This window comes from Pseudomonas sp., from assembly GCF_049645325.1.
Taxonomy (GTDB): Bacteria; Pseudomonadota; Gammaproteobacteria; order Pseudomonadales; family Pseudomonadaceae; genus Aquipseudomonas.
The window spans coordinates 19,654-31,512 of sequence record NZ_JBARTQ010000621.1; the positions used below are offsets into that span (position 1 = coordinate 19,654).

General features: G+C 63.2%; 12 protein-coding genes. 1 reads left to right on the plus strand and 11 read right to left on the minus strand.

Going from position 1 to position 11,859, the window contains the following annotated elements; genetic code table 11:
* Positions 1-31: 31 nt before the first annotated feature.
* On the minus strand, positions 32-1,258 hold the full coding sequence (locus tag WBB95_RS26195; RefSeq protein ID WP_424490227.1) for an MFS transporter: 1,227 nt from the start codon (positions 1,256-1,258) through the stop codon (positions 32-34).
* Between the two features lie 172 nt (positions 1,259-1,430).
* Here WBB95_RS26195 and WBB95_RS26200 point away from each other — a divergent pair, with 172 nt between their 5' ends.
* Positions 1,431-2,324 (plus strand): LysR substrate-binding domain-containing protein, encoded by an 894-nt coding sequence (locus WBB95_RS26200; protein WP_424490215.1) that lies wholly within the window; start codon positions 1,431-1,433, stop codon positions 2,322-2,324.
* Positions 2,325-2,408: 84 nt separating this feature from the next.
* Here WBB95_RS26200 and WBB95_RS26205 read toward each other — a convergent pair whose 3' ends face one another.
* The 10 genes from WBB95_RS26205 to WBB95_RS26250 form a co-directional block, all read right to left on the minus strand.
* Complete coding sequence (locus tag WBB95_RS26205) at positions 2,409-2,858, minus strand: hypothetical protein (RefSeq protein WP_424490216.1); 450 nt, start codon at positions 2,856-2,858, stop codon at positions 2,409-2,411.
* Between the two features lie 25 nt (positions 2,859-2,883).
* Entirely contained in the window at positions 2,884-4,110 is a 1,227-nt protein-coding gene (locus tag WBB95_RS26210; RefSeq protein WP_424490217.1) for a beta-ketoacyl-ACP synthase, read from the minus strand.
* Positions 4,110-4,838: a 3-oxoacyl-ACP reductase FabG gene (gene fabG / locus WBB95_RS26215; protein ID WP_424490218.1), complete on the minus strand. Its 729-nt coding sequence runs from the start codon at positions 4,836-4,838 to the stop codon at positions 4,110-4,112. The genes WBB95_RS26210 and fabG overlap by 1 nt, the downstream gene beginning before the upstream one ends.
* Positions 4,835-5,296, minus strand: a complete 462-nt coding sequence (locus WBB95_RS26220; RefSeq protein WP_424490219.1) for a 3-hydroxylacyl-ACP dehydratase — start codon at positions 5,294-5,296, stop codon at positions 4,835-4,837. Before WBB95_RS26220 ends, fabG begins: the two co-directional genes overlap by 4 nt.
* On the minus strand, positions 5,293-6,459 hold the full coding sequence (locus WBB95_RS26225) for a beta-ketoacyl-[acyl-carrier-protein] synthase family protein (RefSeq protein ID WP_424490220.1): 1,167 nt from the start codon (positions 6,457-6,459) through the stop codon (positions 5,293-5,295). The genes WBB95_RS26220 and WBB95_RS26225 overlap by 4 nt, the downstream gene beginning before the upstream one ends.
* Positions 6,456-6,938 carry a hypothetical protein gene (locus WBB95_RS26230; RefSeq protein WP_424490221.1) on the minus strand — a complete coding sequence of 161 codons (483 nt, stop codon included), beginning with the start codon at positions 6,936-6,938 and terminating at the stop codon, positions 6,456-6,458. Before WBB95_RS26230 ends, WBB95_RS26225 begins: the two co-directional genes overlap by 4 nt.
* Complete coding sequence (locus WBB95_RS26235) at positions 6,935-7,669, minus strand: class I SAM-dependent methyltransferase (protein ID WP_424490222.1); 735 nt, start codon at positions 7,667-7,669, stop codon at positions 6,935-6,937. Before WBB95_RS26235 ends, WBB95_RS26230 begins: the two co-directional genes overlap by 4 nt.
* The gene (locus WBB95_RS26240) at positions 7,666-8,913 is read right to left on the minus strand and encodes an NAD(P)/FAD-dependent oxidoreductase (protein ID WP_424490223.1); all 1,248 of its coding nucleotides are present in this window, start codon (positions 8,911-8,913) and stop codon (positions 7,666-7,668) included. Before WBB95_RS26240 ends, WBB95_RS26235 begins: the two co-directional genes overlap by 4 nt.
* 33 nt (positions 8,914-8,946) lie before the next feature.
* Positions 8,947-11,259, minus strand: coding sequence for an MMPL family transporter (locus WBB95_RS26245; RefSeq protein WP_424490224.1), 2,313 nt, complete (start codon positions 11,257-11,259; stop codon positions 8,947-8,949).
* The coding region (locus WBB95_RS26250; protein WP_424490225.1) for an outer membrane lipoprotein carrier protein LolA at positions 11,249-11,859 on the minus strand (611 nt) is incomplete at its 5' end. The genes WBB95_RS26245 and WBB95_RS26250, both read right to left, overlap by 11 nt.

Here is an 11,859-nt window from a genome sequence, read left to right on the forward strand (position 1 = left end):
GCAAGCCAGCTCCCACCTAAAGCAAATCGCATCAGGCTTTCACTTCTCCCAGCGGCGGCAGCTTCGCCAGCTTTAGCGCCACCAGCAGCGCGCCAATCAGCAACGCCACAATAAACGCACCAATCCCGTTCCACCCGGCAAAGTGCCAGAAGAACCCGCCCGCCGTGCCTGCAATACTCGACCCCACGTAGTAGCAGAACAGGTACAGCGACGACGCCTGCCCTTTGGCCTTCACCGCGCGGCGACCAATCCAGCTGCTGGCCACCGAATGTGCGCCGAAGAAGCCGAAGGTAAAGATCAACATGCCCGGCACCACTAGCCACAGCGGCGTGAACAAGGTCAGCAGCATGCCGGCAAGCATCAGCACGATGGTGCCCCACAGCACGCGACGGCGGCCGAGGCGGTCGGCCAGCGAGCCGATTTTTGCCGAGCTGTAGATGCCCGAGAGGTACACCAGCGAGAGCAGGCCAACCACCGCCTGGCTCAGCTCATAGGGCGAGGCCAGCAGGCGATAGCCGATGTAGTTGAACATCGTCACGAACGCGCCCATCAGCAGGAAGGCTTCGAGGAATAACCACGGCAGGCCTGCGTCCTTGAAGTGCATGACGAAGCCGTCCACCAGGCTGCGCGGCTTGAGGCTGCTGGCGCGGAAGTTGCGCGATTCAGGGAGGATTTTCCAGAACACCGTGGCGGCGATCAGCGCCAGGGCGCCAATGATCAACGTAGCGGTGTGCCAACTCACGAAATCAATCAGCACGCCCATGATCAAGCGCCCGCTCATGCCGCCAATCGCGTTGCCGCCGATGTACAGGCCCATCGCCAGGCCGATGTGCTGCGGGTGAATCTCTTCGCTCAGGTAGGTCATTGCCACGGCGGCCAGTCCGCTCAGCGACAGGCCCACCAGCGCGCGCATCAGCAGAATGCCTTCCCACGTCGGCATCAAGCCGCTGGCGATGGTCGCCAGGGCCGCGCAGAACAACGCCGCGACCATCACCGGTTTGCGCCCAAGGGTGTCGGAGATCGGCCCGGTAATCAGCAAACCCAGCGCGAGCATCGCCGTTGCCACCGAGAGGATCAGGCTGCTTTGCGCCGCATTGATGGAAAACTCGTGGGACAGCGCCGGCATCATCGGCTGCACGCAATACAGCAGCGCAAAGGTGGCAAACCCGCCGGAGAACAGCGCCAGCACCGTGCGCATGAACATCGGCGTGCCTTTTTCGATGTACTGCTCGTTGAGTTGAGCCACCACCTCATCCAGGGCAGTAGGCGGGACTTCTTGAGCAAATGGCGCGACAGCAGATTTCACGGGGACCTCGGGGAGGAAAAGCCTGCCAGGACTGGCAATGCTAAAAAGAATATAGCTGCCTAATGATTCTTTCCAATATATTGTTCGACCTGTTTGATAGCTTCAACGACCTAATGGGGCCTACATGGAATTGCGTCACTTGCGGTACTTCATTGCCGTCGCCGAAGAACTGCACTTTGGCCGCGCCGCGCAGGTGCTCGGCATCTCGCAACCGCCGTTGAGCCAGCAGATTCAAGCGCTGGAGCGGGAAGTGGGGGCGCGCCTGTTTGAGCGTACCAATCGTCGGGTCGAGCTGAGCGAGGCGGGGCGACTGTTCCTGCAAGAGGCGCGGTTGGTGTTGGCGCAGGTCGACAAGGCGGCGGATGTCGCTAGGCGCGCGCAGTTGGGGGAGCTGGGGGAATTGAAGATCGGCTTCACGTCCTCGGCGCCCTTCAACTCCAGCATTCCGCAGGCGATTTTTGCGTTTCGCCAGGCGTTCCCGGCAGTGCATTTGAACCTGCAGGAGATGAGCAGCACCGAAGTCGCCGAGTCGCTGGTGGATGAGTCGATCCAGGTCGGGCTGATGCGCCCGCTGCCATTGCCGGATTCGCTGAGTGTCATTGAGCTGATGCGCGAGCCGCTGGTCGCGGTGCTGAACGCCGGTCATCCGTTGGTTGAAGGCAGCGAGCGCGGCTTGCACTTGGCGCAACTGGCTGACGAGCCGTTTGTATTTTTCCCACGCACCTACGGCAGTGGCCTGTACGCCCAACTGCTCAGCCTGGCCCGCGACGCCGGCTTCAGCCCGCACTTTGCCCAGGAAGCCGGCGAGGCCATGACCATTATCGGCCTGGTGGCGGCAGGCTTGGGCGTATCGGTGCTGCCGGCGTCCTACCAGCGCATCCGCATCGATGGCGTGGTCTATCGCACGTTGCTCGATCAAGAGGCCGTGACGGCGGTGTGGCTGGTGCAGCGCAAGGGCACGCAAACGCCGATGGCCAAGGCGTTTGTGGAGTTGTTGACGCGTAAGGCTGCGCAATAACCCAGGGTGAGCGGGCCGTTGTGGTGAGCGGGGCAAGCCTGCTCACCACGGAAAGCCTTATCGAATAATGACTCAGCGTACAGCTCAGTTCTGCTTTGACGTCCCCGTCTGCTCAAACAACTGCGCCGCCGAGCCGGCTTCGTTCACGCCATTGCTGCGCAGCGCTGCCATGATGTCGCTGTCCAAGTTGTTCACCCAGCGGTTGTAGTTGCGGTGGATCTTGCCGTCCTTGAAGCCCAGGTCGCGGCTGTCGCGGTAGGTGATGGCGTAACTGTTGCGGGTGTAATGGATGTCGATCGCGGCGTAGTACTGGTTGCGCACGGTGATCTCGGCCTGCACCAGTTGTGGGCTCAGGCGCTGCACGCTCCACTCACGTTTTTGCAGGGCGTTGACAATGATCGCTTTGACATTCTCTTCGCTGATCCGGGTATCGGCCGGCAGTTCATGTTGGGTGTTGAGCACCGGTTTGCTGGTGCACCCGGCGGTGGTCAGCAGGGCCAGGGTGATCAGGGTGGCGCGAAGCAAGGAAGACATTCCGTTTTCTCCAATTGATTAAAAGTCAGGACCAGCGGCGGAAGATCAGCGAGGTGTTGACGCCGCCAAAGGCAAAATTGTTATTCATCACATAATCGTTGTGCATCTCGCGAAACCCACCTTGCAGGTAGTCCAGTTCGCCGCAGTGCGGGTCGACCGAATCAAGGTTGAAGGTGTGTACGTACTGGTCGCGGTTCATCATCTCGATGCTGAACCACGACTCCAGCGCACCGCACGCGCCCAGGGTGTGACCGAGAAAACTCTTCTGCGAGCTGATGGGCATGCGGCTGCCGAACAGGCTGTTGGTGGCCAGGGTTTCGGCGATGTCGCCCTGGTCGGTGGCGGTGCCATGGCCGTTGACGTAACCAATGGCGTCAGGCGTAAGCCCGGCGTCTTCCAGCGCCAGTTCCATCGCGCGGCGCATGGTTTTCTGCTCCGGGCGGGTGGTGTGCTGGCCGTCGGCGTTGCTGCCAAAACCTACCAGCTCAGCGTGGATGTGCGCACCGCGCGCCAAGGCGTGTTCGAGTTCTTCCAGCACCAGCATGCCACCGCCTTCACCGATCACCAGGCCATCACGGCCACTGTCGTACGGGCGCGGGCTGGTCTGCGGGGCATCGTTTTTCAGGCTGGTGGCATAGAGCGCGTCGAACACCATGGCTTCGGTGGGGCACAGCTCTTCGGCACCGCCGGCGAGCATCAACGGCAGGCGGCCGAACTTGATCGCCTCGTAGGCATAGCCGATGCCCTGGCTGCCGCTGGTGCAGGCGCTGGATGTCGGGATCAGCCGGCCGGTGAGGCCAAAGAAGATGCTGATATTCGCCGCCGTGGTGTGCGGCATCATGCGCACGTAGGAGTTGGCATTCAGGCCCTCGGCCACCGAGTTCAGCAGCATATTGCCGAACGCCTTGATCTCGTCGGTGCTGCCGGTGGACGAGCCACAGGCCACGCCCATGCGCCCGTCCTTGATCGACGCGTCGCCGAGCAAACCGGCATCTTGCAAGGCCTGCTCCGCCGCCCACACCGCCAGGCGCGAGACACGGCCCATGCTGCGCAGTTGCTTGCGCGTCCAGTGCGCGGGCACCACGAAATCATCGATCGGCCCGGCCAGGCGCGTGTTCAATTCAGTGAAACGGTCCCACTCGTCCATGCGCCGGATGCCGCTGCGGTTGGCGCGAAAGTTGGCGGCGATGGTGTCCCAATCACTGCCCAGGGAGGTCATGCCGGCCATGCCGGTGACGACAACGCGTTTCATCAGCACAGGCCTCCATTCACGGCCAGGACCTGGCGGGTGATATAGCTGGCCTCAGCCGACATCAGGAAATTCACCGCGCCGGCGACTTCTTCCGGCGTGCCCATGCGTTGCGCGGGGATCATCTTCATCAGTTCTTCCACCGGCACGTTTTCATCCAGCATCGCCGTGTCGATCAAGCCCGGGGCGACGCAATTGACGGTGATCTTGCGCTTGCCCAGTTCGATGGCCAGGGCCTTGGCGGCGCCAATCAGCCCGGCTTTCGAGGCGCTGTAATTGACTTGCCCACGGTTGCCGATCAGGCCGGAAACCGAAGTAATGCACACAATGCGCCCGGCTGCGCGACGCCGAATCATTGGCATCATCACCGGGTGCAGCACGTTGTAGAAACCGTCGAGGTTGGTGCGCATCACCACGTCCCAATCGTCTTCCGACAAGGCGGGGAAGGCGCCGTCGCGGGTCAGGCCGGCGTTGAGCACCACGCCGTAATAAGCGCCATGTTGCTCCACGTCGGCTTCCAGGATCTGCTTGCACGTTGCGCGGTCCGCCACATCGAACTGCAACACTCGCGCCTGGCGGCCCAAGGCTTGGACTTCGACCTGCACCGCATCCGCTTCAGCACGCCCACTGCGGCAATGCAGCACGATGTCATGCCCGGCCTGGGCCAGGCGCAAGGCAATGGCGCGGCCGATGCCACGGCTGGAGCCGGTGACCAGTACGGATTCAGTCATGGCGTTTCGTCCTTCGATTCTTCTAAATAGTTGGCCGCCTGGGGCGGTCGAAATACGTTCAAGCGCGCGCTGGCCTGGATACCGTCGCCGGTCAGGTGGCATTCGAACACACCCATGCCGTTGTCGTCTTCCAAGGAGCGCAGGCCGTGGATGGTCAGCTCGGCGCCTGCCGGGAAGTGCTCCACGTTGCACTCGAACTTGCGTGTGCCCAACAGGAAACCCAGTTCCACCGCTTCGCCTTTCTGGCGCGCGCGGCAACCGGCGTAGGCGGCGACGCTTTGCGCCATCAACTCGATGCCGACCCAGGCCGGCAGGCTGCCGTCGTCGCGGTTGAACAGGCCGCCGGGCTTGACGGTGGCGCGCGTGTGTACCTGCTCTTCATCGAACGACAGCACCTGGTCGATCAGGATCATGTCGCCCGCATGGGGCAGCAGTTCGGCGAGTGGCCAATCGATCATGGGGCCTCTCCGATAATCAGGCTGACGTTATTGCCGCCGAAGGCAAACGAGTTGCTCATCAGGCAGCGCTTTTTCAAGGTGTCGCCGGCGCGCGCCCATTGCAAGGCCGGCAGCGCCGGGTCGGCGTGGCCGTCCCACACATGCGGCGGCACCAAGCCGTGGCTCAGGCTCAGCCAGCAGAACGCCGCCTCCAATGCACCGGCGGCGCCGAGGGTGTGGCCGCTCATGGGTTTGGTCGACGAGCAGGGCACGCCCTGGGGAAACAGGCTCGCCACCGCCAGGCTTTCCATGGCGTCGTTATGCTGCGTCGCGGTGCCGTGCAGGTTGAGGTAGCCGATCTGCTCGGGTTTCAACGCTGCCCGGGCCAGGGCCTTCTGCATCGCCAGCAGCGCGCCTTTGCCGGTGGGCTCGGGTGCCGAGATATGGTGCGCATCGCAACTCGCACCACTGCCCAGCAAGGCCATTGGCGCAGGCGTTCGGGTCATCAGGAACAGCACCGCGGCTTCGCCGATATTGATGCCATTGCGGTTCACCGAAAACGGGTTGCAACGCGCGCTCGACACCGCTTCCAGCGAGGTAAAACCGTTCAGCGTCAGCTTGCACAGGCTGTCGACGCCGCCGCAGATCACCGCATCGCACACGCCCAGGTCCAGCAGGCGCTGGGCACTCATCAGCGCACGCGCGCTGGAGGTGCAGGCGGTGGAAATTACATAGGCCGGGCCGCTCAGGTGCAGCCAGTCGGCGAGAAAATTCGCCGGGGCGCTGAGTTCCTGTTGCTGGTAATCGTAGTCGCCGGGAAATTGCTGATCACGCAGGTAATGTGCGATGCCGCGGCTGGCTTCGTCGATGCCCGAGGTGCTGGTGCCCAGCACAACGCCAACCCGCGACGCGCCGTAGGTGTGGATCGCTTGGCGCAGCTCATCCTCGATCTGCAGCGCAGCTTCCAGCAGCAACTGGTTGTTGCGGCTGCTTTGCTGGCCCAATTCCGTTGGGAGGGCCGCCAGTTCACCCTGCACGCCTGCCACCGGCAACACACGCTCCGGCACCCATCCGCCTTCGTCGCGCATGCCGGAACAGTCGCCGGCAAACAGGCTGCGGCTGACCTCTGCCTGACCACGGCCAAGGGCGCAGATCACGCCGAGGGCATTCAGGTAGGCGGTCATCGGGCAGCACCCAGCGGCGTGATGCGGTAGCTAAAGGGCTGGCCCGTGATGTTCACGCTGAACACTTCGGAAGACTGATACACAATTTTCCAATGGCCCGGCAGCGTGCGCGTGAGGTCCATGGCCTGGGCCGTCGGGTACAGCGCGCGAACGTCATCCGCCGACGTCAGGGCAAACAGCAACGCGGCAAACAGCTCGCGCGCCTGCGGGTTGGGCGGCAGCAAGCCGTCGGCCTGCCACTCGCCATTGATCAGCTTTTGCCGGGCCTGGGGAATGCCCAAAGGGTCCATCATCGACCAGCGAAGCGCGCCGCCTTCGCGCTGGATCACCAGCAGCCAATCCTGGGTCTGGCCGTCGGCGCGGCGCTGCACGTGCAACTGCATCGGCAAGCTCAAGGCCGGGGTTTTTGCCGGCAGCGGCGGCTGGCTGGCGCACGCGCTCAGCAGCACCAGGCAGCCCATCAACAGCAGGCGGATCATGTGTCGGCGCTCGCTAAGGGTTTGCGGGCTACGCAGTTGACCAGCGTCTCTTCGCGCTGGCCCACCGGTGGCGGGTTGCGCAGGCCCCAGCGCTCCAGCAGGCCGAAATCGCTGGAACGGCTCCACCACAGGTACGGATACGAGACGTTCTGCGGGCCGAATTCAAAGCCCTGTTCGCGCAGCATCTGCAGGTACTCGTCGGCGCTTTTCTGCACGTGCATCGGGTGGCGGAACAGCCAGCGAATTACCCAGGTGTCGATGTAGGCTTCGGTGGATTCGGCAAACAGCAAATAGCCGCCCGGCTTGAGCACGCGGTAGAACTCTTTGAGCGCGCGGTGCTGTTCGACCAGATGGTGGAACGTCTGATGGCAGAACAGGATATCGACGCTTTCGTCCGGTACGTCGAGCGTGGCGCAATCGCTGCCGATCAACTCGATCGCCAGGCCCTGACGCACGGCTTCGGCCTGGCTCAGTGCCAGGCTGTGGGGGTCGGCGTCCAGGCCGATCAGGCGCTGCGGCGCGAACACTTGCTGTAAATACTGGAACGACTTGCCCTGGCCACACCCCGCATCCAGCAACACCGGCGCCACCGGCAACGGCTCGGTGAACAGGCTGCGCAGGTCGTTGACCGCCACGCGCAATACGTGGTGCTGCCAGGTGTGGCTGCGCAGGAACCAGAAACCGAATTTGGTTTCTTCGACGTAATTTTTACTTAAATAGTGAGTGCTCATGCCGCATCCCCTGCACAAATCTCCGACAACATCCGCAACCGCCGCTTGGGCTCGCTGACAAACGGGTTGCGCTCATCCCACGCATAACCGGCGAGGATCGAGCTGATCATCCGGCGAATGTCCGGCGAGCTGCCAGGATGGAAAATCACGTCCTGGAACGTACCGGCATACCAGCCCTCGACGTAGCAGCGGAACGTGTCGACGCCACGCTTGAGTGGTTCGGCAAACTCGGTTTGCCAGTCCACTGTTTCGCCCTTGAGTTGGCGATGCAGCACGCCCGCCGCCATGCTCGCCGACCGCATGGCAATGGTCACGCCGGAGGAGAACACCGGGTCGAGAAATTCCGCCGCATTGCCCAGTAAGGCAAAGCCCGGGCCGTGCAGGGTTTTGACGTCTGCCGCGTAACCACCGATGGTGCGTGCCGGCGTGTCCCACACCGCGTTTTGCAACACCCGCGACAAGCTCGGGGTTTCGGCGATAAAGCCGCGCAGGCAGGCGTCGAGGTCTGCGTCACGGCCGTCGAAATGCTCCTTGGCCGCGACCACGCCCACTGAGCAGCGACCGTTGCTGAACGGTATCGTCCAGAACCAGATGTCGCGCTGGGTCGGGTGGGTGGTGACGAGGATTTTGCTGCGATCGAACTGCGGGTGTTCGATGTGATCTTCAACGTGCGTGAACACCGCCTGGCGCACCGGAAAGTTCGACGCTACGTCCAGGTCCAGCAGGCGCGGCAGCACGCGGCCGTAGCCGCTGGCGTCGAGCACAAACGTGGCCTTGAGGTGGTATTCGCTGCCATTTTCGCGGCGCACATGCAGGTAGCGACACTCGCCGAAAAAATCCACGCCGACGATGGTTTCGCCGTAACGGATCTCTACGCCTTGCAGCGCCGCCTGGTCGGCCAGCAACTTGTCAAACTCGCCGCGCTGCACCTGGAAGGTGGTCGGCTTGCCCTGGCTGAACGTGTCGCTGAAATCAAACGCACTGTAACGCTCGCCCCAGGCGAACGCGGCGCCGGTTTTCACCTGGAAACCCGCTGCATTCACCGCGTTGAGCATGCCGGCTTCTTCGATAAAGTCGATGCAGTGCGACAACAGGCTTTCGCCAATCGAGAACCGCGGAAAATGCTGGCGCTCGATAATCAATACATCATGCCCGTTGCGCTTTAACAGCGCGGCGGCGATGGCCCCGGATGGCCCGGCACCGATCACCACCACCTGGCGACGTTCCATTTCAACTGTGGGCACGAGGGCTCCTTGCCACTTTGGCGATAATCACATTCATGAGGCGTGCTTCTGTTGCCCGGCCCAAGGCGCCAGCATAAAGCTGAACGCCAGGCCCAGGCTGACCGACAGGCCGAAATTACTCACGGCCGGTGTACTCGACACCGCCAACAGGCCAAACGACAACCAGGTGGTCAGCGCCGCCAGCAGCGTCCCCAAGAGGCTGACGGCCGGGCCGCCGATCTGCTCGCGCATCAGGATCGCGTAATCCACGCTGATCGCCGTGACCAGCAGCAAGCCAAACAGGCTGAACAGGGTCAGCGGCTGGCCCAGCCAACCGAGGCTCGCCAGGCTGCACAGTGCCGCGAGCAATGGCAGGGCGACGATGCGCAAGGCCCCGCCGAACCCGAACGGCAGGATCAGCAGCAGCACGATCAGCACGCACGACATCAATTTCAATTCGGCCGCGCTGACCTGCGTGTCGGCAAATACTCGGTTCAAATCGCCCAGGCGATCGACCAGTTGCACACCGGGCAAATCCAGCGCCTGCACCCGCAGCAGCGCCGGGTTGTTCAAGCCTTGCAGGCTGACCATGGCCGCCACGCCGCCGTCCACCGGGCCCAGCCACAGCGTGCGCCAAGGCTCGGCGAGCGGCCCGACCAGCGCGGCGTCAATGTCTTCATCAGGCAATGCCTGTAATTGAGTGACTTCGGCTTGCAGGGCGCTGGCCGGGACGCCAAGGTCCAGCAATGGTTGCCAGTGCTGCGGCAGTTGGGCCAGCGCATCGCGCAACTGTTGTTGCTCGGCGGGCAGGTTGACCAGTTGGTTGAGCGCCAGGTAGCCCTGCAGCTTGCCCATGTTCACCAGTTGGTCCAGGCGTTCACCCAGGGCGGCCTGGCGTTCCAGCAACTGCTGCTGGTTGTCTGCGCGCACCAGGAAGAACTGGCTGGTGGGCTGGAACCCGGTGATGCGCGCCACGGCCTGGGCTTCTTGCAGCAGTTGCGGTGGTGCGCCGATCCACTGACGAATGTCGTTTTTGCTGTTCAAGTGCCACAGGCCACCGGCGCAGAACAGCAGCACCAGCGCCAGCAACGCCGGGCTCGGCACGCGTTTGAGCAACGCGGTTCGCAATAGCCACAGGCATTCGGCGATGCGCAGCGGCCATTGCGCCGGGCGCAGTTCCACGCCCTTGAGCAGCGCAGGCAACAGGCACACGGCCGACAGGTAGGCGCCGACCAGGCCAGCGGCGGAAAACACCGCGATCTGCGTCAGCGCCGGAAACGGCGTCCAGGCCAGTGCGAGGTAGCCGATGCAACTGGTCGCCAGGCTCAAGCTCAGGCCCGGCAGGGTCAGGCGCAAAGCTGGCCAACTGCGCCACGGCTGCATGCTCCAGCTTTTCGACAGGTAGTGCAGCGGGTAATCCACCGCCACGCCGATCAGGCTGGAGCCGAGAACGAGGGTCATCACGTGCATATGGCCGAACAGCACCACGCAGGCCACTGCACCAAACAGCATGCCCACCAGCACGGGCACAAAGGCCAGCAGCACGCGCCAGCGGCGGAACGCCAGCAACAGCAATAACAGGATGCCCAGGGTTGCGCCGCCACCGACCCAGGTCATTTCACGGGTAGCCTGTTGTTGACCATTCGCCGCGTAGAGCAACCCGCTGGCGGCGAGCAATTGCGCGCCTTGTTCGCTGGCCTGTTCGCGGCTGGCCTGGAGCAAGTCTGCCACTTGCAGCGGCAGTTTCATGTCGAAGGCATTGCCGGTGGTGCGCGCGCGCAGCAGCACCCAACTGTTGCCATCGGCGTCGGCGATCAGGGCGCCGCTGCCGATATCCAATTGCACCGAGCCGTGTTGCGGCTGGCTGTTCTGGATGCGCCCAGTCAGGCCCAGCCAGTCGTCCTGGCTTGGTACCAGGCTGAACCCGGAAAAGGGGTCGAACAGCGCTTGCACGCGCTGCTGGATGAAAGCGTCGGGGTGCTCGATCAGTTGTTCGCGGTCCTTGGCGGAGAGCATCGCCAGGCGCCCGCGCAGCAGTTGTTCGCGCAGTGCCGGAAGGTCGGCTTGCAGGTTCCACTGGACCTTTTCAAACAGGCCGCTGGCTTGCCAGCGGTCGGCCAATTGTTGCGCCACCTGCACTGCTTTTTGCCGATCGGCATGCCCCACCAGCACCAGCATTTCGCGGTTCAGTGGTTCTTGCATGCGTTGTTCGGCTTGCAGCTCCAAAGCATCCGGCGTATTGCCCGGCACCAGTTCCATCAGGTTGGCCGACAGCGGCGCGCCATGGCGCCACTGCCAGCCGGCCAGCGCCAGCACGGCCACCAGCAGCGTCAGGAACAGGCGCGGCAGCAGGCGCTCACTGGGCAAAGTCGTGTTGCTCCGCGTCGCTCAAGGGTTGGCTGGCGGTGCTGTCCTGCATGCGCAGCACAGTGCTGTCGCCTTGGGTTTCCAGCAGTTCGATTTTTTCTACCAACGCGCCGCCGTCGATATTGATCTGGGTGAAGACTTGCTTGAGCAACAGCGAGCGCGGGGTGAGCGTCAGCTTCCAGCCGTTGGCTTCGCCTTGCAGCTGCAGGTCGAAATCGCGCTGCAAGCCGCTGCTGTCGCCCTGAAGTACGGCGAGGAACAGCCGGTTCTGTTCGGCCCCGGCGCTCTTGTTCGGTAGCAGTTGCCAGCCGCTGGCGTCGCGCCGGGCAATGCCTTGGGCGCTGATGCGGTAGTCCTGTTGCAGCGGGGTTTTCAGCAGCCAGAGCAGGCCGTGGTCTTTGGCGAGCACGAAGGTGCCTTTGCTGACCAAGGGCTGGGGCAGGGCGCGCAGGTGTTTTTCCTGGATGAAGTTGCCGTGGATGACGGAGGGTTTGGCCAGTTGATTGCTGAGCTGCTGTAGATCAAAAGCATGCGCGAAACCTGGAATGCTGAATAACAGAATCAACGCGATACCTGTGGGAGCGGGCTTGCTCGCGAAGG

Excerpts from the sequence above, each read along its gene's own strand:
- WBB95_RS26200 (WP_424490215.1), top strand. The coding sequence starts at position 1,431 with ATGGAATTGCGTCACTTGCGGTACTTCATTGCCGTCGCCGAAGAACTG.
- WBB95_RS26205 (WP_424490216.1), bottom strand. The coding sequence starts at position 2,858 with ATGTCTTCCTTGCTTCGCGCCACCCTGATCACCCTGGCCCTGCTGACC.
- WBB95_RS26235 (WP_424490222.1), bottom strand. The coding sequence starts at position 7,669 with ATGAGCACTCACTATTTAAGTAAAAATTACGTCGAAGAAACCAAATTC.
- fabG (WP_424490218.1), bottom strand. The coding sequence starts at position 4,838 with ATGACTGAATCCGTACTGGTCACCGGCTCCAGCCGTGGCATCGGCCGC.
- WBB95_RS26220 (WP_424490219.1), bottom strand. The coding sequence starts at position 5,296 with ATGATCGATTGGCCACTCGCCGAACTGCTGCCCCATGCGGGCGACATG.
- WBB95_RS26225 (WP_424490220.1), bottom strand. The coding sequence starts at position 6,459 with ATGACCGCCTACCTGAATGCCCTCGGCGTGATCTGCGCCCTTGGCCGT.
- WBB95_RS26230 (WP_424490221.1), bottom strand. The coding sequence starts at position 6,938 with ATGATCCGCCTGCTGTTGATGGGCTGCCTGGTGCTGCTGAGCGCGTGC.
- WBB95_RS26210 (WP_424490217.1), bottom strand. The coding sequence starts at position 4,110 with ATGAAACGCGTTGTCGTCACCGGCATGGCCGGCATGACCTCCCTGGGC.